We start from the raw sequence: 20,798 nt of genomic DNA on the forward strand, positions 1-20,798 counted from the left end.
AATCCCCTCTAAACCATAGCTGACTGAAGTACTTCCACAGACTGAAGCATCTCTGCTGCTTGAGCTTGTTTTGCTTGGGGTAGTTTTTGGATATAACGTTTATAGTAATAATGGTTAAATCGTGTTTCTAAAGAACTCAAGATTTTTTCTAACCAAGGACTACCTTTGCCAAAAGTTAGACGACGAACTAATGGTTTGATTAAAATCTCGCGTCTTCGACCTCCAAGTCCCTTATAGCGCTTATGAAAATACTTGTCTTCATAAAGGTTCCACTTACCACGTAAGTGAGTTAAGCTTGCTAAATCCCAAGCATCATTCCACCGTAACATGAAATAGGGAAGATCTGACCATTCAAAATCTGGTATTTGTATGCTTCCTGTCAATGCCATCAAACCTTTTTGATTCTTACTAATTCCCAGGGTATCAGTGGTAATCACGGAATCTCGTTCGCAGTAAATGGTACCGCCAGCTTCTAATACCATCAAACAGAAATCAATGTGTTCGCGGGTCGCCAACATTCCTTCATCAATTTGGACGGTACCATCAAATATTTCTGTACGAACTAACATGCAGTGAAATTCAACGTATTCACATTGCACTCGTTTGAGTTCGTCGGGTACATTAACCACATGTTCCCCTGTGAGATAAGTCTTTTGACGTATACACCTTTGGGGTTTGCCGTCTACTTCTTTAATTTTAATGCGGTTTTCTCCACCGGCGTTATGAATTACTTGGTGTTCCGGTTGTCCCAGACAGGTTAGGGGTCCAACAACTGCTGCGCCAGTCTCTTCAGCGCATTCAACTAACTTTGTCAACCAACCACGTTTAACTACTACATCATTATCTATAAAAACAACATATTGAGTTGTAACGTGACGCAAACCTACATTTCTTGCTTGGTTGGGAGAAACATAGTGTGGCGTTCTCACTAATTTAAAGTTTTTTTCTTGGGATTTTTCTTGGAGGTACTGCTGAATATGCTTGGGAGTGCAGACATCAACATAAACTAACTCAAAGGGATAGTCGGTATTTTCATAAATACTTTCCAGAGACTGCTGAGTATAGCTGAAACGTTCCCGTGGTACAACAACAAGAGTTACTTCTGGTTGAGTCATTTTCGATATCTCCACTGTTTAGTTTTGTTGTTTTAAGTTTTATAGCAGGAGTCAGGAGTGAAACCTGTTTTACATATAACTTCTAGCTTTTTGGCTGTACCTCACTTACTTGCAATCCGCTATAAGTTAAGTTTTGTAGTTTTAAATTGCTCATTGACGAAGATAAAAAATTTCTAACCCGATCAAGCGTAATTCAAAAATTACTAATCCCTAATCCCCAATCAATTGAGCGTGCTAGAAGCCATAAAAGAAGAACTGGAAACTGAAGAATCAGGTATTGAAGTTATTGCTTGCTCTCCAGGGGAAATATTCATTGCTTGGAGCATTGGTGGACGCTGTTGCGAAGAAGGGTAATGAATTACACTAATTGTTTCCCGGTAAACCTGTAAATTACACAGTTCGTCTGAATTCAAGCCAAGTACCTGACCGATGAGAGATTTAATAATGGAAGTGCGAGCAACTACTAACCCAGTTACCAATCTGTCCGAACTTGTGAACTTTGAGCTTGATACCGAATTCTTAGCCTCAATAGTTTTTTGCCAAATCTGGGGAAAATCTTCTCGTAATACTTGCAGTTGGACTGTTGCTCGATGATATTGTAGAATCTGCTCTGCGAGTATTTGGGAATTACCAATATCTCCACTAATGCTAAATTCAATGGAAACTTTCTCTAGGAATTTAGCTAACTTTTGAATTGGTTGTGGATTGATATTTTGTGGATTGATATTTTGTGGATTGACATTTTGTGGGTCGGTATCTCCTGAAGGAACTAGTAACAAGCGGAGACCTTGAGAATTTCCCTTGGGTTTGGGTAGAGTTTCTCCCAGTTGCGTCGTCAGATTTAAAGCTTCTATTTGTACTTGTTGAGGATAAGCCCTTTGGGTATCTGCGAAGCAATCGCCACCGGGAAAATTTAAGATACTGATTCCACAGTTAGACTGTTGCATAGCATGATAGCGATCGGGTGTTAAACCAAGCGCTGTTGCAATCAAAGCCCGGTTAATCCCAGAATGTCCAACCAATAATAAGGTTTGACCCACATGGTGGGGTAGTATCTCTTCCCAAAACTTTTGTGCTCTTTCGTATAGGTCGAGAACGGGGAAACAATATTGCTTGAGGTTAACTGATGAAGACTGATTGGGGACAACTTCCATACGAAACTCATGGGGTCGCTGTCTCCAGCAACGATAATCATCAGCAAACTGTTCTTGCACATACTGCAACGGTAAACCTTGCCATCCATGCAAGTCAATTTCTCGTAAATCCCAAGGACAAGCATTTACCTTGAGGTCATCAGCACAAAGACCCATGGTAGTTAATATTTCCCTAGCCGTTTCTTGGGCTCGTTTCAGGGGACTTGCGTATAAAGCATCAATTGTCATCCCTCTTAAGGAAACACCTATTTTTTGGGCGCTGTCAATACCTGCTTGTGTTAAAACAGATTCATCACTGCTACCCTGATGACGACCCTGAGCATTATAAGTACTTTGACCGTGACGCACCAGAATGATACGGGTTCCGGGAGTATCTCCGTAAAAGCTCTGTGTTGGTAAATCGCTTCTTAATTTATTTAATTCCCAAAGCATAAGTATGTTCTCCTTAACTAATCAAGGTGGATTTAAATCAGCCACCTATCTGAATTTGAAATATCTCAAAGCCTTGTGTTTACGTAATTACTTACTTTGAAGCGCACACAGAGCACATTTTACGAATCACTAATCACCCATGACCAATTACCAATTACCCATGACCAATTACCCATAAACAATTACAGAAGGTAGATATAGGAGATATTCTCAACCCAATCTAAGAGACTGAAGATGATGTAACCAAAGGTTTGAAATTCTCAGTATCTTTAACCTTTTGCTTCTTCCTTAAACCAATGCTGTGACGAGCGTAGCTGTGCTTAAGGGCATAAATGTCACTCATCCAACCGTTGACCATTCTTTCTGTTGATTTAAGCCAATTTGCAAACCAAGGCTTGTGCTCTTTCCAAGGAAAGCGAGTAATTGCAGCCCGGAGCAAAGACCGATAACGACGACGTCCCAAGCGATAATACCGCTTTTCAAAATACCAATCTTCTTCCAAACCCCATTTTTGACGAAAACGTTCGAAGCTTGCCATATCCCAGGCATCACTCCAACGCAACATAAAATAAGTTACATCTGACCAATCAAAATGGGGTCCTGTAATATAGGTTACTATACTTTGGCGATCGCAGTAAACTTTACCACCAGCTTTATGAGTTGCTGTTAAGCATAAGTCGATATGTTCGCGGGTGCTGAGCAGTTCTTCATCAAAGGGTCCGGTTTTTTCAAACAATTCAGTCCGAACTAAGGCGCAGTGTAATTCAACAAAATCGCATTCAGTGAGAGTGAGTTGTTCAGGTATTTTATTTACCCTTCTTCCTTCGAGATAACTATTTTGTACCCCATGGCGAGTTACCTTACCATTATTTTCTCTTACATCTATATAAGTTTCCCCACCACCATTGTGAATTATTTCGTGCAAGGGTTTATCTAGACAGGTAAGGGTACCAACTACCATCGCATCTGTCTCTTCCGCAGATTTTACCAAGGAAGTTAACCAACCTCGTTTAACAAGGACGTCATTATCAATAAAAACAACATATTTAGTTTTCACTTCACTCAGTCCAATATTTCTGGCGCGATTGGGAGAGATATAGTGATTGGTCCTAATTAATTTAAATTGTTTTTCTTGCGCTTGTGCTTGTAAATAACGTCGAATATATTTTGGAGAACCCCCATCAACATAAACCAACTCAAAGGGACAAGTTGTATCTTGGTAAATACTTTCGAGAGATTCGCGCGTATAGCTAAAACGCTCCCGTGGTACTACAACAATAGTTACATTTGGCTTTGCATTTGTAGATACTTCCATTTCCAATCTCCTTTTGATAACTTTTGCTCTTCTAGGTCTTTTGGTGACCAAAAGCAATCGATTTGACTTAATTTGATGTTCTTAAAGTTGTTACCTGGTAAATTACACAGCAACAACAGCGTTCTCCAAAAACTCTTGCAATAAACTGGATGTTTTCTGTGCTCCCTGAAGTTCGATTGGTTCGCAGGTATTCACAAAACCTCGTTTATTTAGATTGGCGATAATCTTTTGACTCAAAGACTCGGGATTCAAATCTCCAGGATGAATAATTTCAGTAAGTCCGAGTTTTTCTAACTTCTCTGCTCTGATTTTTTGTTCCCAATCTTTATTAGAAGGGAAAATCATGGAATTAACACCTGTTCTGAGAATATTCATTGTGGTGTTATAGCCGCACAAACTGATGGAAAGTTCTGCTTTCTCCATATAAGGAATTAAATTAGCAGTATACTTTCTCAAAGTTAGATTAGTTTGATTTGCTGCGGTTTCTTGTAGTTTCAGAAACTTTTCTGCGGGGAAGAAAGGACCAGCAAAAGCAATTATTTGATGTGGTAAAGATTTACTAATAAATGGACTAGCTTCCAGGATAGATTCTAACAGTTCATGTCCTAATTGTCCCCCACCAATAGTAACTAAAATAGTTGGTTTATTCAAATTAAGAGTTGCTAAATCTTCGTCAGTAAGTAGCGGATTTTCTGAAGGTGACTGAGCAACATAACCAGTATATTTTATTAAACTTTGAATTTCTTTAATTCGAGAAAAGCTTTCTGCTAGGTTATGAAATTTTGGGTCTGAATGAACCAGAAGTAAATCAAAATATTGGTTCATCAAATTACAAATTTTATCGGTGACAGCTTCTCGATTATCGTAGTGTTTCGCCATCACAATATCGCGTAAACTGGAAACTACTTTAGTTTTTCTTCCCGTTGCTTTGATTCTTTCCAAAAGTGGAATAGCCTCAAATTCAAACTGATGTTTGTTGAAGGGATAACCTTCAGTGATTAAGCAATCGGGTTGAAACTCCTCAAAGACCTGCAATAACTTATTTATGCGTATTTGTTTTACTTCTTCAAGGTCTTGAGAGCTATCTGCTACTTTAACCTGGCGATTTTCCGATAATAGTAAGGGAAGGGTAACTACCTGTACCCCTGTTGGGGCTTCAAAACCTTCTACTTCCCACCCAGCTTTTACAAAACAAACTTGGAAATCTTTAGCCAGGGAGCGTAAAATCTCCAAGCTCCGAACCAGGTGTCCCATCCCCAAATGATATTGACAATAAAATAAAATCTTTTTTTTCATGCAATCCAATCCCCACTTCCCTAGCCTTATTTACTTTTTATTCTATGAGCCGATAAAAAATTAATTGAGAAGAAAATAAACCAATAAATGTCAAATATTAAAGTCTTTTGAAGTCATTAATTAATTAAATAGATAGACTGTGCTCTGTTTCCCACTTAAAGCTGCTTTCTTCACTAGGATTAACTGACTCAATTTTTAGTAGTTCTTGAATAAACTTTGTGGTATTTTGAGCACCTTGTAATTCCACATAATTTAAAATTTCTATATTTCTTTTGTTATGAAGAGAAGTAATAATCTTTTGTGCTAGGCGTTCACTTGGTAAATCTTCAGGACGAAGAACATCAAGAATACCCAATTTTTCTAATTTTTCCGATCTAGTTCTTTGTTCGCTACCGTCGTTTGACGGATAAATAATGGCATTAACACCAGTTCTCAGAACATTCATTGTGGTGTTGTAGCCACCTAAACTAATTGACAGCGCTGATTTCCTCATATAAGAAAGTAAATGCGCTGTATATCTTCTGAAGTTAATATTATTCTTATTAGCTGCTAATTGTTGCAGTTCTAAAAACTTGTCCTCCGGCATAAAAGGTCCGGTAAATATTTGAATTTTATGGGGTAAGAATTTCTCTAAAATAGTACTTGCATCTAAGATTTTTTCAATCAGTTCGTGTCCAAATCTACCACCACCAATACTTACTAAAATCATGGGCTCCTTGTTACTAAGACCAGCAATATCTTCAGCAGTAGGAGGTAAATTTATTGGAGGTGATTGGGCAACATAACCCGTGTAGTTAATATTACATTTTATCTCTCCTGTTAAGGAGAAATTTTCTTCTAATTTATGAATTTTTGGATCTGAATGAACCAGTAACAGATCGTAATACCGATTCATTAAGTCACGTTTTTTTATTTCTAATTTGGCTTTATCCTGATAATAATTTTTTGATAGAACAATATCTCTAACACAGCATACAGCTTTAGTACGTCCTTTACTTGATTTGACTTTTTCTAAAAGAGGAATTAGCTCAAAAGCAAGTTTACCCTTACTAAAGGGATAACCTTCTGTAATTAAACAATCAGGTTGAAATTTATCAAGTATTTGCAGAAGTCTATGTTTGCGAATCTCTTTAACTTCTTCCAAGTTTAGGTTATTATCTACCACCTCAAGATTGCGATTTCTAACTCTTAAAGCTGGAATGCGAATAGTTTTCACCGAACTGGGAATTTCAAAATTTTGGACGATGGGTCCCCCATCAATCAGACAAACTTCAAATTGTGTGACTAGACTACGAATAATTTCTGCACTGCGAACCAGATGACCCATACCCATCAGGTTCTGACAGTAAAACATTATTTTTTTCATTGCTATTTCATTGTTAGTTTGGCGGTTTTTAGAATTCAGCCTTCTTTCATCTTTCAGTCCGGTTCTGTGCGATATTAACTTGTAATGCTTTCTAATAATGACTTCCCATAATTTCCCTTTTTTTTCCGGGAAAAACTAAGCTGCGATCGCAACTTTGGACTGAACTAAATCTTTCAATATTTGAGCCGTTTTCTGCGCCCCTTGAAGTTCTAGTCTTCCAAAAGCACTGGTTGTAGGTAATATTTGCAAACGTTCTATTACTTTCTGAGCAAAAATATCAGCTTGTAAGTCTTCTGGACGAACTACACTGAGAATACCTAACTGCTCTAATTTTTCGGCTCTAATTCTCTGTTCGCTATCTTTATTAGAGGGATAAATCATTGAATTTACGCCTGTTTTGAGGACGTTCATTGTAGTGTTATAACCCCCTAAACTGATTGAAAGCCTAGCTTTTTCCATGTAGGAAAGTAAATTAGGAGTATAACGTTGAAGAGTAATATTAGACTTATCAGCGGCTAAATTCTGGAAATGGGTAAACTTTTCTTCAGGCATAAAAGGCCCGGTAAAAATTTGGATATGATGGGGTAAGTGTGAATCAATAATTGCAGCGGAATCAATTACACACTCGAGTAAGTCATGTCCCAACCGACCTCCACCTACACTTACTAATATCGTCGGTTCTTGACGGTTGAGATTGACGATGTCTTCTAGGGTAAATTCTATACTTTCGGGCGATGATTGCGCTACATAACCAGTGTATTTAATTTGACATTCAAGCTCTCCGGTGAGAGAAAAGTTTTCTTCCAAACGATGAAGTTTTGGATCTGAATGAATTAGTAACGTATCGTAATACTGATTCATTAGTTCACATCGTTCCTTCTCAGCTTTTGCCCTGTCTCCATACTGCTTCACCATGATAATATCTCGGAGGCTACAAACAATCTTGGTGCCTCCCCCTGATGCTTTTATTCTTTGAAGCAGTGGAACTAACTCAAATCCTAGGCTCTTTTTCTTACTAAAAGGATATCCTTCGGTGACTAAACAGTCAGGTTGAAAGTCATCAAATACTTTTATCAGCTTACGCTTACGGATTTCTCGTACCTCTTCAAGGGTATGAGAACTATTGACTACCTTTATTTCCTTATCCTCTGCTCTAATCGCCGGAAGGTGCAAAACTTCTACACCCTCCGGCATTTGAAATCCTTCTACAATTTGTCCTCCATCGATTAAACAAACCTTGAAGTCTTTAACCAAATTACGAATAATTTCTGTAGTCCGGACCAGGTGACCCATACCTAAAAGATTTTGGCAGTAGAACATAATCTTTTTCATTCGACTCTGAACTCCCTTCCTAAAGTGTTTATGTTACTCGCCGCTAGACTACACAAGTTCCACTACACAAGTGTCTCTTTTTACAGCTTCTTGTTTATCAATGAACCTTTAATGAAACTTTTATGAGAAATTTTTCATCTAATTTGACACGTACGATTAGCAAGTGAGGGTAGTTCGCAAAAAAGTGTGAGATTCAGTTGATACTTCCTAAGATGAGATGTTGTAAATCTTCTTCTTTGCGCTCCATTGGGCTCGGTTTCCACGCCATGTTGCCAAAATATAGTTGAGAAAGCTCTTGTTCTATTCTAGGTAATGCGTCTAAATCTAAGCAGGATAAAGGAAGAAGATGCTTACTTGTGCGATTAAGTTGTTCTACAACAGTTTCTAGTAAATTCTCTGGAGTTAAACTCTCTGGATGAATAAATCTAAACAAACCAAAACTACTCATTCTTTGAGCGCGAATTAACTGTTCTTGCACTGGTTGAGTGCGAGGAACAACCACGGCTCTCTTGCTTAGAGATAAAATCTCACAAATAGTGTTATAACCAGCCATTGAGACAATGGTATCAGCGGCTTCCATATAACTGATAATGTCATCTGTAAACTCACAAATCCTAAAATTTGGATTGTTTTTAGCTACTCGAGATAATGCTTCTTTTTGAGAAAATGGCATTTCTGGACCCGAGACAATCAGACTCTTGATACGAGTATGAGAAGTCTGAGAACTGAAACCCTGGAGATAAGTATCTATTAAACGATAACCGTCCTCACCTCCACCAGGAGTCACAAGAACCAATTTTTCTGATGGCTCGATTTGTAGTTCTTTACGGATAGTAGAACCAGATTTAAGTCCTAGTTCTCTACGGATATAACCACAAAACTTTACTTTTTTGACAATTGTTTGGGAGAAATTATATTCTTTAACTACATCAAATACCTCAGCCATTCCAACAACTAATATTCGGTCATAAAACCACTCAATAGCTTGGTAGTATTGATTCTTTTCCCACTCGGATATCGTAACTTCTGAGCGGTCCAAGATATCGCGTAAAAGTAATACTAACTTGGTTTCGGGTTTACAAGCATTCAAATAGGTTAGTGTTTCCTTCAATTCATTTTGCAAACCATAGGGTTTTTTATCCACAAGCAATAAATCTGGTTTGAAGTGAACGGCTGTTGTTTTAATTAATTCAGAACGTAGCCTTATGGTTTTTTCCGTACTTGTTCGTAGATATTTTGCTGATAGTTTTCCTTCTTGATCGCGCCCAATGCAAGGAAGTTTGATGTAATCGAGACGTGGATGCAATCGAAAGCTATGGATTACTGGAGAACCGGATACTAAAACAATGGAAATATCTGGAATTGAATCAAGTAAATACTTACAAATAGCTAACATCCGGCGAATATTTCCGAGACCGAATGTATCGTGAGAGTAAACCATCAGTCTCATAGTTTTTCCTCATTTAATTTTATGAACTGATAATCGAGTAATTTTATAGTTTCACATTTATTTTCTTGAAAAAATATATGATTTACATTAGTCATTTTTATGGTAAATCCTAATTTTGATAAGGCTATACATTCCCCATTCATTTTTTCATACTTATCCTTGAGAAAGTCATCTGATTGTTAATAGTTTGAATGAGGTTTTTAAAGTAGTAATCATAAAAAATATTAGAAAATATATGATTATCTATCAACTTTTTTTACCGTCACTCAAACTATATTTGATTCACCGATAAAATCTATGTGCAACATCGTTTAGATTAATTTGAAAATACATACTGACGAGTTGGCAAACAAATAGTTACTATTAGAGTACTTAATATTAAATGCGATATTATTTTTCAACTTAATCAAAATAGTCTTTATGTTGAGAGCTTGATAAATTAACTTCCTTCAAAATAAGCAACGCGAAAAAATTAAATTTGAAAGATAATTAGCAGAACCTGAAATCTTTATAACGGCGTTAGTTTACTTGTATCGCGTTGTTTCTATTTTGCACAGAATAAACTTAATTGCATGCAAAATATAGGTAATTTTAAGAGCTATGAAAATAGCCGATTAACTCTCAAGCCTACCAAAATACTAGTTATTTAAATGTTCGGATATTTGAGGAAGAAAAAAAAGCAACCTCTTGTATCATTAACTCTGTTATACCTGAATCTTTCTGTTTTTTCTTAATGATACAACTAATTTGTTAATCTTGCGTTGTCTGGATCTGCCCTCTCTTTGAAGCCTGGAAATATAACTGATTATAATCCTCCATTACTTATCATCAAGTCGAATTTCTAAAATTTCGCATTCATAAATTATCAATGGTTGAACTGTAAGCGATTGTAGCTATTGAGATGAAATATATTGGTGTGAAATATATTGATAAGAAGTACTTCTATCGCTTACACAAATTTCATAACTAGTCACATAGTTGTGTCACAGCATTGAGCGCAAATTAAACAGATATGAAATGTGCGTATATCCGGGAATAGAAGTAAATCTGCACATGCCTTGACATCGTCAATATATCATATTAATTCATTGAATTATCCTATGCCAATGATTTATTCGCCTTATTTTTTCATTGCCTCTAATTTTTTCTAAGTTCTTTTACCCGATATCTACCATAGGTATGATATGTGCTACTTCTCAAATGCTTGCACTTTTTGCTTGGCTTTTCTGAATACTTACCAAAGCAGTTTAATTTGTCACAACATAACTAATAAAACTTATTTAGATTGATATTTGCTGGTCATTTGATAAAATATTCTGATTTAATTCAAGTTTGTTAAAGGTATTATATATTTCTTTGGGAAATAATCTATCTTCAACAAGAAGTATAAGTATATTCTTATTTGCATAAAATATATTGAAAGTCGAAAATCTATATCTTAAGGTGAAGTTTTTCTTTCTATCTATTAATTCATCCAATATTTTAACTAACCATAGATACTAATCTATAGTATCTGCTATCTTGATGTTTGCCTATATAATAGATATTCTTACCTTCGAGATTAACAAAGTAAGTTTACGTTTAAAAATAAACACTTACTTCTGGAGAAAGCTAAGCAATAATCACCCTTTTGCAATTATCCTTTTGGAGGGGAATTCGAATTTATGTTCGTTGACTTGATAAGCATCAACATAAATTTATACCAAATCCGATTTTTAAAATYGCTTTATATTTTTTGGGATATCCCCCACACTTCCCATACCTCCCACACTTCCCTCTCTCATTCTAAAAATGGTTAATTAACCCGGATTTAGCTTAGTATTACACGAGCGGTCCCTTGTAAGGTCCGAGCATCATACAGGTCTGAAAGTGTCAAAATAAAGGAAATTGTTATTGGCTTTGCGGGCTGTGATATGACCGAAAAAAAACGCGAAACATGGGATTTTGGTAGATTTATAAAAACCCTTGACTATTTTGAGATTATTCCATTCTGGAGTTGCATACAGAATTTTTTTAAAGGTAAATCCCAGGATAATAAGAAAGAAACCAATGGGAGTAAACAAATGGGTGTAATCTTGGTTGCAGGTGCAACAGGAGGTGTAGGGAAACGAGTCGTACAAAAGCTCGTAAATCGAGGTTACCAGGTGCGGTGTCTGGTGCGAAACCTGAATAAAGCCCGCTCAATTCTTGGTGATGATGTCGATCTAGCGATCGCAGATATTACTAAGCCAGAAACCTTGACTTATGGAGTGGCAGGGAATATACAAGCAGTTATCTGCTGTACTGCTGTTAGAGTACAACCGGTAGAGGGAGATACATCCAAACGCGATAAATATTACCAGGGTGTAAAATTCTATCAACCAGAAATAGTAGGTGACACTCCAGAAAATGTGGAATACCGGGGAGTAAAGAATTTAGTAACTGCTGCAGGTCAATATCTATCTCCATCAAACGATAGAATTTTGTTTGACTTTACCAATCCATCGACAGAAATTCAAGTTCAAAATATTTGGGGTGTTTTAGATGATGTGGTGATGGGTGGAGTCAGTGAAAGTAATATTCGCTTGATAGAAAATACTGCGTCATTCACGGGAAACGTCTCGACAGCGAATTCTGGAGGATTTGCTTCTGTTAGAACTAAAAACTTCTCCCCAGCTTTCGATCTATCGGGCTATCAAGGGATAGATTTACGTCTCAAGGGAGATGGTAAACGTTACAAGTTTCTTCTCAGAGCAGATACAAAATGGGATGGAACTGCTTATTCATTCTCTTTTAACACCGTACCAAATATTTGGACTACAATTCGCATTCCATTTTCAGAAATGATTCCAGTATTTCGAGCAAAAACCTTAAATGACTATCCACCAATTGACAAAACTCAGATTTCATCATTTCAATTAATGCTGAGTAAATTTGAATATGATGGTCAATTAAATCCTCAGTTCTCACCTGGCAGTTTCAATTTACAAATTGAATCTATTAAAGCCTATGGTAGTAATTTACCGCAATTTGTGCTTGTTAGTTCCGCTGGTGTAACCCGTCCTGGAAGACCTGGGATTAATTTAGACGAACAACCACCAGCAGTCAAATTAAATGACCAACTCGGGGGAATTCTCACTTGGAAATTAAAAGGGGAAGATAGTTTAAGAGAAAGCGGAATACCTTATACAATAATTAGACCTTGTGCTTTAACAGAGGAAGCAGGAGGACAAGAATTAATTTTTGACCAAGGGGATAACATTACTGGTAAAGTACCCCGGGAGGATATCGCCGAAATCTGCGTTCAAGCTTTAGAACAACCTGAAGCCCGTAATGTTACCTTTGAGGTTAAACAATCAGGAAATACTACCAGTAATGTCGATTGGAAGGATTTATTTTCAGGACTTCAACCCGATTCGCGGGAGTAAGCTCTACTCCAGGTGAATTAACTGTTTTGGGAACAAATGTGGAAGTTATGGGAAGGAAAATCTGTACTACGTTCAATCCATATTTCTGAAAACACTTTTTGTTTTTCATTTCCTGTTCCCTGTCCCCCTGTTTCCTCCAAAATTTTTCGAGCAAAATAAACAAGGGAAAAAGGTAATGATTTCTTCCTCTTTCCCTGTTTTCTAGTATTGAGTTTTTGTTTTGATAAAACTAGGAATTAGCAAGAGTTGGTTTTGCGTTGTCTGATGGAGGAAGAACGGGTTGTAAAGATTGAATTTCTGCTTGTGATTCTTCCAGTTTACTTTCTAATTCTTCAATTTTTTTTTCTAACTCTTTAATACGATTATCTTTTTTGCTAATAGTACTGTTAAAAGCTATAAATCGTTGTAATTGGATCCAGGAACTGAGCATCCAAGCCAAAACAGCACCCAATCCACTAGCAACAATCAATTCAATTGCGATTGGAGCATGCACTTGTAAACCGGGAAAAATTGTAACCTGTGCATATTCTGGATTTTCGATGGAGAAGAAAGATAAGGCTAAACAAATAATAAAAATAATCGCCAAGTTGATGAGTAGCACTGAATACCTCTAAATAGTCGATAGCGGTTGCAAAACTTGAATTGAAAAGAGTCTTTCTTAGTTTTGACCCAAAACTTTTTTCAGACTCGTCTAAGCATAGAAGGATTCTAATTGATTAGAAACCATTCCCCATTTTAGCTTTCATTAAAAGCTGCATAACGCTCATTAAATTTTGGATAAAGGCGCACAGATAATTTAGAAATCGCTAAAACACAAGTAATACCATAACTTGTAATTTCTAGGGGCGCAATTTTTATTTTGAGCATTCATAACCCGAACCTGATTTCCAAATCAAACTTAATTATTGATTATTGTCAAGGGTGAGAGTTTTGGAAATTATTAGATATAATATTACAAGTGAGGTGTGGTTATAACTTTTCGTCATAGTTTTGAGTCGAGTTAGAGACTAGCCAAATATAGGGAATTATGATTTTTTACTTTAATTTTAGTGAATCATGTTGTTGTTAAATATTTAACTAAGATTTAAATAGAAAAATATTCAAAAATTAATACTTGAAAAATTCCCCCTCAGAAATTCACACTTAAGAATTAACACTCAAGAATCAACACTCAAGAATTAACACTCAAGAATTAACACTCAAAAATTAGCCCTGAAAAATTATTGATAACTTTTAAATTTCTGTGGAGCTTAACAGATGAGAAAAGTAGGGTTACTAATATTAGCTGCGATAATAGTATCGCTTGTTTGGGGTGGATGGATTTCTCAAGCAGTCTCATCTCAACAATTTCAATCTCGCATAAATAATTTAAAGTTCGACCTTTCCCGTTTGGAGTCGCGGGTCAACCGAATAGAATCACAACTTGGCTCAAGAGGTATAAAAATACCAAGTAATCCTTCTGACCCAACTGTTCAAAAATCAACATCTTCACAGATACAACGTGGGGATATGTTTGAGAATTTGGCAAACTTGGTAATTGAACTTAAGGAAGATGTGAAACAACTGGAAGAGCGAGTTTCCAAGCTGGAATAATCAAAATAAGATAGCCAAAAATTAATTAACTCAAAAAAATGATAATACACAAAAATATCCCAATAAATATTGGGAATAATAAATTATTGATTAGAATATTTGATTGTTAATTATTTAATTGTTAATTATTTGATTCTTAATTAGTGGTATATCAAATTAACTCTAAGTAGTGTCAGTCTTAATCTAATATCATCTGGAGCATGACTAGAATTTAACTCAAAAATCTTATCTCTGAATTTGATCTCATCATTTAAAATTAGTTCATAAATTGCACTTGGAATTGATTCGCAGTTAGATAAATCAGATTTTAAAATTAGTTCTTCAAGTAAAGCAGGATTTTCAACTAGTGTTAACTGAAATCTAGTGTTATTATATACTTCCATAATATATCCAGTTTTAAACAAGTATTTCAATATGTCTTCATCGCAGTAATGATTACTAGCAATTCCTGCCTTGATTTGATGCAGCTGTTGAAATGTAAAAAAATTACGAATATAGAAGGTAGAAAAATTATATATATCTATTATTTCTTCATCACTATTTGCTTGTTTAATGTACTCGATAATTTCCAGAAATGTTTGTTGTCCAAAATCTGAATCGTTCATATTTTTTATTAGAAACAATATCGATAAATAATATTTGTTAGGACATTATTATTTTATTTGGTATTATATTATTCACCCTAATAATATATGTTCCGGGTTTATGTTCCGGGTTAAATTATTTGAGTATAACCGCTCAACTTACATCAGTGCGATAATTTTATATTTGTCGCCAAGACTATTTCAATCAAAAAAATCTAGAATTATAACCCATATCTTTCTAATCTAATCCAGAAAATCATTATTGACTTATCGAACAGTATTTGGAAAACATAATACTTTTAATTCGAATAAAAATAGATAAAAAGTAGGAAACCAGAAGCAGAAAATTTATCACTCACGCTGGAGCTAATAACCTTCCAACTATATTAAATTTTTCTTACAAATGAAATTGAATATTTTTATTTTAAATTTTATCAGGTATATATTCAGATATAAAATAGCAATTACAACCAAATAAGAAAGATAAAACTATACACACACTTTAAAATTTCTCAAATAGTCAACATAATTACCAGATTAATTACAACTAACCAAAAAAATAGTTGAAAAATTACCTCATAATATTACGAGGTCAACAAATAATAACAAGTAAATGGTCAAGATGAGTGGCGATTGTAAATTATGAAGATTTTACTTGCAGATGCTGCAGCGACAAATAATTTAGGTGTGATTCTTGGTAAAATGCTACCTGCTGGTAGCGTAATTTTATTGCAAGGCGATTTAGGAGCAGGTAAAACTACTTTTGTCCAAGGATTAGGAAAAGGCTTAGGTATTACAGAGTCGATTGTTAGTCCTACATTTACTCTCATTAACGAATATACTCAAGGACGTCTCGAACTCTATCACTTAGATTTATATCGTCTCACTGGGAACGAAATAGAAGCTTTAAATCTGGAAACCTATTGGGAGGGTATGGAATTACCTTTGGGAATTGTAGCAATTGAGTGGGCAGAAAAAATGCCCTATAAACCTGAACGCTACCTTAAAATCCATTTGATTTATGAACCCGAAGGTGGACGTTATGCAGAAATTACACCACATAACTGCGAGCTAAGTGATGCGATCGCGACTATTTCAACTTTGTCAGCAGAAAATGGGACAGAGGTGAGATAAAATCCCAATACTAAAATGTGATGTTATGAACCACTAAATATGTTTTTGTATCAAACCAATTACCACTTCTGGTGTCTCCAGATGGGGAAAAATTCCCGCATCTTCGATGGAGTAAAATTTTTCAATTGCACTTTGATTTAACTTTGCTAAGCGTTCTCCTAATTGAGACTTTGTAAATTGAGCTTTCTCACCCCAGAAAAAAATAGTTGGAATACTGAGTTGAGATATATACAAACTCAAATCAAAATAAAGGTCGCCTCGCAGAAAAGCTAAAGCGGCATATTTTGCATTTGGTTTTTGCGCCGAATTTAAATAAGCCTGTACTATTTCTTGGGAAACTTTTTGCCGGTTAACAAATAAAAAACTTTCTAAAAAATTACGCACTGAAATTTCATTTTCAGCTCCAATAAAATAAATTAAATCCTCTAAAACAGGAGTGTTAATTATCTCTAGGGGAAGTCTACGTCCTGCATTTTCTCCAAAGTCATTAAATCCAGAAGGACATACTAAAAATAATCGCTGAAATAGTTCTGGATGCTGAATTGCAATTCTAATTGCTAAAGCTGCAGTCAGAGAAGAAGCAACTAAAATTACTGGGGATATACAAGTTTTTTGGATAAATTCTCTGATGGTTGTTATGTAGTCATTAATCTGATAACTCTTCATTGGATGAGCCGAATTACCCCAACCAATTAAATCTGGTGCAAGTATATGATAATTCGAGGCAAAAGCAGGATAAACTTTTGACCATTCATAAGCAGATGCTCCACCACCAAAATTATGCAAAAATACAATTTTTGGTAAACTTTCCACTTGAGATATATCCCAAGGAGCAGATGTTTGGCTGTAATAAACCATACTTCCTAGAGATGTCTCAACTAATTTTTTCCCAAAGCCAGAAGGTTGAAACTCAAGCACGATCGATGTAATTTAAAGTTTCGTCTTAATAGCAATCCTATACCAAAGACTTTAAATAATAACTATGAAATCTCCAACAGATTTAATTAATAACTATATTTATATTTTGTACAACTTATTTTGTACCGCTCTTGGATTATAAATAAGCAAAAAATAAACAATGTTAGGAAAGCTATTAGATGGACGCTATAAAGTGACCCAAGTCCTGAGTTCTGGAGGATTTGGTGAAACTTATATTGCTGAAGATATCCGTCGTCCGGGAAATCCAACTTGCGTTCTCAAGTTGCTCAAAACCCCAGTTTCTAAACCTGAAGAATTAAAAATCGCCAGACGTCTATTTCGAACTGAGGCGGAAATCCTAGAAAAACTAGGACACCACGACCAAATTCCCCGTTTGTTAGCCTATTTTGAAGAAAAAGAACAATTTTTCTTAGTACAAGAGTTAATTACTGGACATCCCCTCAGTCAAGATTTCCAAACTGGTCAACCTTGGGTAGAAAATCAAGTTGTTTTCATGCTAGAAGACATTTTGAGGGTTTTGGAATTTGTACATCGCTGCAATGTTATCCATCGAGACATCAAACCAGATAATTTAATTAAAAGAGATATTGATGGGAAACTAGTCTTGATTGACTTTGGTGCAGTCAAAAAAATACGTACTCAAGCAATTGAATCTTCAGCAGAGGTAAGTGCGACAGTTGCAATTGGAACTCCTGGATTTATAGCTGCAGAGCAAGCACAGGGTAAACCCCGTTTTAACAGTGATATTTATGCAGTTGGAATGGTTGCAATTCAAGCATTAACAGGTATTCCACCCCATCAATTATCTGAGGATCCCGATACTGGTGAAGTTGTTTGGGAAAATAAATCGCGAATTTCCCCTGAATTTACCGCAATTTTAAAAAAAATGGTGTCTTACCATTGGCGCGATCGCTACGAGTCCGTATCAGAAATTTTATTCGATCTTCAGGATTTACAAAATTTTATTCCGACTATGGAACCATCTAGTTCGCCAGCTTTTGTTCCTACTGTCCAGCAAAAATTTGCGGTTCATGGAGTTAATGCTCATGCTGACGATACAGGAGCAACCGTGAAAATAATATCACCGGTTTGGTTGAAGAAAGCCTTATATGTAATTAGGTTCATACCTTTTTTTGGCGCAGCAGGGTTATTTTTTTTCAAATCTGCTACTTGGATTATTTTATTAGGAGTTTTTCTCGCGGCTTTTGGTGGAGGTTTATTTTTCTTGCGTTCTTGGTATCCGAGAATTGCACGAGATTATGATTCTGTATTTGCTGTAATATTTGCTCTTAGTGGGGTTTTGCTTATTTTCCAAGAATATCGCCGTTATGGTTCTCAAGAAATTCCCCTTGCTGAATTTATGTTAGCAGGGGCAGGAATTTTTGCTTTTACCGAATCTGTTAGATTGCGAGCAATGAGAATTAGATAGATTTTGTGGGGCTTGGTAATTGGTAATGGGTAATTGGTAATGGGTATAAGCCCGCGCCTAACGGCGTTAGCATTAGCGAAAGCGAAGCGTGACGTTAGTCAGAGGCTTTACCGACGCCGTAGGCTCTAGCGTGGCGTTAGCCATATGGTAATTGGTCATCGATAATTGATGATTGGACATTACATTAATTTGATTAGAAAAAATGTCAAAATTGATTATGCTTTTAATATTTCAGATATAAAGCAATTTGTTTTTAATAATTGATTTAAAAATTCCAACTAAATCAACCTAATAATCAATTAAATCTATTAATTTTGAGGGTTAATATTAATACTCTTCTTGATGAATAAACTTATTTCTCATTCCCTGTTCCCTGTTCCCTGTTCCCTGTTACATATGATAGATAAAATATCATTTCCGAACTTATATGTTCGTAATCATAAAAAATGTCAACTAAAAATATGTTTGAAAACCCGATCAATCTAATTGGAACTATTCTGATAATCGCTGGGATGACCTTATGTGCCTTACCTTTTACCCGTCCAAAACTTTTTCGTCGTCAAGACATTGTACTGATAGTAGCATTTTTTTTCTGTGGTTTGGTTTTATTCTCTCAACACCGCTGGTATCGAAAAGAGTTAACACAATTGAATTTAATTCTTTTATCAATCCCTGGAGTTTTCTATACCATCCAAAATATTAGACTACGAAGCCGAAACAATATCACTCGTTGAAATTAGATAAATTAGAACCGGGAAATTAGAAATTAAAATCTACATATTATCTTAGATTTTCATATTTTATCTCGAGAAAATTTTAATTCTGACTATGGTTTTTGATAAGAAAAAATAAAATAACGCAATATTCCCCAGCGACTCGTCCATTCAGCTAAAGTAAGCTCCTTTTCTCCTTTATTTTGCACTCGCCCGACCACAGGATAAGTTGGTAAAGTATTAGCGGTAATATCTTCTTCTACTAAAGATTTGAAACCTATATACCTTGATAACTTATGATAGTCAGCAAGGCTAAAGTTAAGATCTACGCGTCCGTAATAACTTCCACCAAGTTTTTTGACTAGCTTGGGTGCTGTTTTGGTAATAGGAATAACTATTTTTCGAGGTACAAAATCACTGATCGCAAGGATCCCACCGGGTTTCAATACTCGCCATGCTTCTTGAAAGAAGCGCTGCCGACTGGGAAAATGAAATATGCACTCAACAGCAAGTACTGCATCAAAGGAGTTATCTGCAAAGGGTAGTTCACAAGCATCCCCTTCTGTAAACTCTATATGATTTTGGTCGCGGGGTTGAACTATTTCCCTGGCTCTTGCTAATTGACGAGAGTCTATATTTAACCCGGTTAAACGCATGTCAGTGAAGTGGTTGTTCAAACTAGCAATTGTTCCACCAAAGCCACAACCGCAATCTAAGACACGCATATTTGAAGAGATTTGACCGGCTAAGTATACTTTTTGAGCTAATTTTTCTGCTGCTTGCTCAAAATCTTCTACAGAACCATCTGCTGTTGCTGGGTCTTCCCAATAACCCCAATGAACGTGATTTCCAAAGCATTTAATTACTTCTGTTTTTCCTTCTTGAAAGTTTTTGAATAGTTCATCAAAGTAAGGTAAATTAATTCTTGCCTCTCGAGACATAATTTATATCCCCGTACAATATATTAGTATTAATGTATTAAGAATACATTTATCAAAAATCAATGTATTAAGATAGTACGGGAAATATTTTTTATATTTATTTGCTAAATTCTGTTAAATCCCATCTTCCGCACCCTAACTGTCACACACCAAGGGGATGAGATTTTTTAGTACATATTTATTAAACAAGACTTAGATATTCATGAGACTAATGGGAAGTTATCTCATTAAATTTGGGATCTATCAAAAAGTATTTTGAGTTGAAGTCTTTGATGAGGCTAAAAAGATTCTTAAAAAAGTAAGAAAATATTTTTGCTCGAAATAATAATGTGAGAATTTAAACAGAATTGTGTTGTAAAATTCTGTTTTTATGTTTGATATAAAAGATGTTGAAATACAAAATATAGACCATTTAGGGATAGTAGCAGGAATCGTAGATTCCATTGGATTAGTAGAAATAATTAATGATTTATTAGGGTCAAAACCAGGAGAAAAAGTCAGTGCAGGACATGTTGTCAAAGCAATGATTTTAAACGGATTAGGATTTGTGTCTAAACCGTTATATATGTTCCCGAAGTTTTTTGAGCAAATAGCTTGT

17 protein-coding genes are annotated in these 20,798 nt (G+C 35.6%); 6 read left to right on the top strand and 11 right to left on the bottom strand.

Annotated elements, in window-relative coordinates:
- Positions 1-8: 8 nt before the first annotated feature.
- The 7 genes from BC008_RS13860 to BC008_RS13890 form a co-directional block, all read right to left on the bottom strand.
- The gene (locus BC008_RS13860; protein WP_027845243.1) at positions 9-1,115 is read right to left on the bottom strand and encodes a glycosyltransferase family 2 protein; all 1,107 of its coding nucleotides are present in this window, start codon (positions 1,113-1,115) and stop codon (positions 9-11) included.
- Positions 1,116-1,336: 221 nt separating this feature from the next.
- Entirely contained in the window at positions 1,337-2,701 is a 1,365-nt protein-coding gene (locus tag BC008_RS13865; protein ID WP_058183602.1) for a histidine phosphatase family protein, read from the bottom strand.
- 220 nt (positions 2,702-2,921) lie between these two features.
- Positions 2,922-4,016, bottom strand: coding sequence for a glycosyltransferase family 2 protein (locus tag BC008_RS13870; RefSeq protein WP_036267110.1), 1,095 nt, complete (start codon positions 4,014-4,016; stop codon positions 2,922-2,924).
- Between the two features lie 102 nt (positions 4,017-4,118).
- Complete coding sequence (locus BC008_RS13875) at positions 4,119-5,312, bottom strand: glycosyltransferase family protein (RefSeq protein WP_027845242.1); 1,194 nt, start codon at positions 5,310-5,312, stop codon at positions 4,119-4,121.
- Between the two features lie 124 nt (positions 5,313-5,436).
- Positions 5,437-6,678, bottom strand: coding sequence for a glycosyltransferase family protein (locus tag BC008_RS13880; protein WP_058183603.1), 1,242 nt, complete (start codon positions 6,676-6,678; stop codon positions 5,437-5,439).
- Positions 6,679-6,813: 135 nt separating this feature from the next.
- Positions 6,814-7,998, bottom strand: a complete 1,185-nt coding sequence (locus BC008_RS13885; RefSeq protein ID WP_321170076.1) for a glycosyltransferase family protein — start codon at positions 7,996-7,998, stop codon at positions 6,814-6,816.
- A 205-nt stretch (positions 7,999-8,203) separates the two neighbouring features.
- Positions 8,204-9,460 (bottom strand): glycosyltransferase family protein, encoded by a 1,257-nt coding sequence (locus tag BC008_RS13890; protein WP_027845240.1) that lies wholly within the window; start codon positions 9,458-9,460, stop codon positions 8,204-8,206.
- A gap of 1,913 nt (positions 9,461-11,373) precedes the next feature.
- Here BC008_RS13890 and BC008_RS13895 point away from each other — a divergent pair.
- Entirely contained in the window at positions 11,374-12,867 is a 1,494-nt protein-coding gene (locus BC008_RS13895; protein ID WP_027845680.1) for a CIA30 family protein, read from the top strand.
- 229 nt (positions 12,868-13,096) lie between these two features.
- Here the strand turns inward: BC008_RS13895 and BC008_RS13900 are convergent, their stop codons facing one another.
- Positions 13,097-13,468 (bottom strand): LapA family protein, encoded by a 372-nt coding sequence (locus BC008_RS13900; protein ID WP_036267455.1) that lies wholly within the window; start codon positions 13,466-13,468, stop codon positions 13,097-13,099.
- A gap of 656 nt (positions 13,469-14,124) precedes the next feature.
- Between BC008_RS13900 and BC008_RS13905 the strand changes: the two genes are divergently transcribed.
- Entirely contained in the window at positions 14,125-14,460 is a 336-nt protein-coding gene (locus BC008_RS13905; RefSeq protein ID WP_027845681.1) for a hypothetical protein, read from the top strand.
- 140 nt (positions 14,461-14,600) lie between these two features.
- Here BC008_RS13905 and BC008_RS13910 read toward each other — a convergent pair whose 3' ends face one another.
- Positions 14,601-15,065: a hypothetical protein gene (locus BC008_RS13910; protein ID WP_027845682.1), complete on the bottom strand. Its 465-nt coding sequence runs from the start codon at positions 15,063-15,065 to the stop codon at positions 14,601-14,603.
- 621 nt (positions 15,066-15,686) lie between these two features.
- Between BC008_RS13910 and tsaE the strand changes: the two genes are divergently transcribed.
- Entirely contained in the window at positions 15,687-16,178 is a 492-nt protein-coding gene (gene tsaE, locus BC008_RS13915) for a tRNA (adenosine(37)-N6)-threonylcarbamoyltransferase complex ATPase subunit type 1 TsaE (protein WP_036267456.1), read from the top strand.
- 33 nt (positions 16,179-16,211) lie between these two features.
- Here the strand turns inward: tsaE and BC008_RS13920 are convergent, their stop codons facing one another.
- Positions 16,212-17,096 carry an alpha/beta fold hydrolase gene (locus BC008_RS13920; protein ID WP_027845683.1) on the bottom strand — a complete coding sequence of 295 codons (885 nt, stop codon included), beginning with the start codon at positions 17,094-17,096 and terminating at the stop codon, positions 16,212-16,214.
- A gap of 160 nt (positions 17,097-17,256) precedes the next feature.
- On the opposite strand from BC008_RS13920, the gene BC008_RS13925 reads away from it, so the two are divergent.
- Together BC008_RS13925 and BC008_RS13930 are read left to right on the top strand one after the other, a co-directional pair.
- Positions 17,257-18,546, top strand: coding sequence for a protein kinase domain-containing protein (locus BC008_RS13925; protein WP_027845684.1), 1,290 nt, complete (start codon positions 17,257-17,259; stop codon positions 18,544-18,546).
- 446 nt (positions 18,547-18,992) lie between these two features.
- The gene (locus BC008_RS13930; protein WP_235595863.1) at positions 18,993-19,280 is read left to right on the top strand and encodes a Ycf66 family protein; all 288 of its coding nucleotides are present in this window, start codon (positions 18,993-18,995) and stop codon (positions 19,278-19,280) included.
- Positions 19,281-19,372: 92 nt separating this feature from the next.
- On the opposite strand, the gene BC008_RS13935 is transcribed toward BC008_RS13930, so the two are convergent.
- The gene (locus tag BC008_RS13935; RefSeq protein WP_027845685.1) at positions 19,373-20,200 is read right to left on the bottom strand and encodes a class I SAM-dependent methyltransferase; all 828 of its coding nucleotides are present in this window, start codon (positions 20,198-20,200) and stop codon (positions 19,373-19,375) included.
- Between the two features lie 370 nt (positions 20,201-20,570).
- Here BC008_RS13935 and BC008_RS13940 point away from each other — a divergent pair.
- A partial coding sequence (locus BC008_RS13940) for a DUF4277 domain-containing protein (RefSeq protein ID WP_153009509.1) occupies positions 20,571-20,798 on the top strand: 228 nt, incomplete at its 3' end.

The sequence above is a fragment of the Mastigocoleus testarum BC008 genome (assembly GCF_001456025.1).
Lineage (GTDB): Bacteria > Cyanobacteriota > Cyanobacteriia > Cyanobacteriales > Nostocaceae > Mastigocoleus > Mastigocoleus testarum.

Excerpts from the sequence above, each read along its gene's own strand:
- BC008_RS13860 (WP_027845243.1), bottom strand. The coding sequence starts at position 1,115 with ATGACTCAACCAGAAGTAACTCTTGTTGTTGTACCACGGGAACGTTTC.
- BC008_RS13865 (WP_058183602.1), bottom strand. The coding sequence starts at position 2,701 with ATGCTTTGGGAATTAAATAAATTAAGAAGCGATTTACCAACACAGAGC.
- BC008_RS13870 (WP_036267110.1), bottom strand. The coding sequence starts at position 4,016 with ATGGAAGTATCTACAAATGCAAAGCCAAATGTAACTATTGTTGTAGTA.
- BC008_RS13875 (WP_027845242.1), bottom strand. The coding sequence starts at position 5,312 with ATGAAAAAAAAGATTTTATTTTATTGTCAATATCATTTGGGGATGGGA.
- BC008_RS13880 (WP_058183603.1), bottom strand. The coding sequence starts at position 6,678 with ATGAAAAAAATAATGTTTTACTGTCAGAACCTGATGGGTATGGGTCAT.
- BC008_RS13885 (WP_321170076.1), bottom strand. The coding sequence starts at position 7,998 with ATGTTCTACTGCCAAAATCTTTTAGGTATGGGTCACCTGGTCCGGACT.
- BC008_RS13890 (WP_027845240.1), bottom strand. The coding sequence starts at position 9,460 with ATGAGACTGATGGTTTACTCTCACGATACATTCGGTCTCGGAAATATT.
- BC008_RS13895 (WP_027845680.1), top strand. The coding sequence starts at position 11,374 with ATGACCGAAAAAAAACGCGAAACATGGGATTTTGGTAGATTTATAAAA.
- BC008_RS13905 (WP_027845681.1), top strand. The coding sequence starts at position 14,125 with ATGAGAAAAGTAGGGTTACTAATATTAGCTGCGATAATAGTATCGCTT.
- BC008_RS13910 (WP_027845682.1), bottom strand. The coding sequence starts at position 15,065 with ATGAACGATTCAGATTTTGGACAACAAACATTTCTGGAAATTATCGAG.
- tsaE (WP_036267456.1), top strand. The coding sequence starts at position 15,687 with ATGAAGATTTTACTTGCAGATGCTGCAGCGACAAATAATTTAGGTGTG.
- BC008_RS13925 (WP_027845684.1), top strand. The coding sequence starts at position 17,257 with ATGTTAGGAAAGCTATTAGATGGACGCTATAAAGTGACCCAAGTCCTG.
- BC008_RS13930 (WP_235595863.1), top strand. The coding sequence starts at position 18,993 with ATGTCAACTAAAAATATGTTTGAAAACCCGATCAATCTAATTGGAACT.
- BC008_RS13935 (WP_027845685.1), bottom strand. The coding sequence starts at position 20,200 with ATGTCTCGAGAGGCAAGAATTAATTTACCTTACTTTGATGAACTATTC.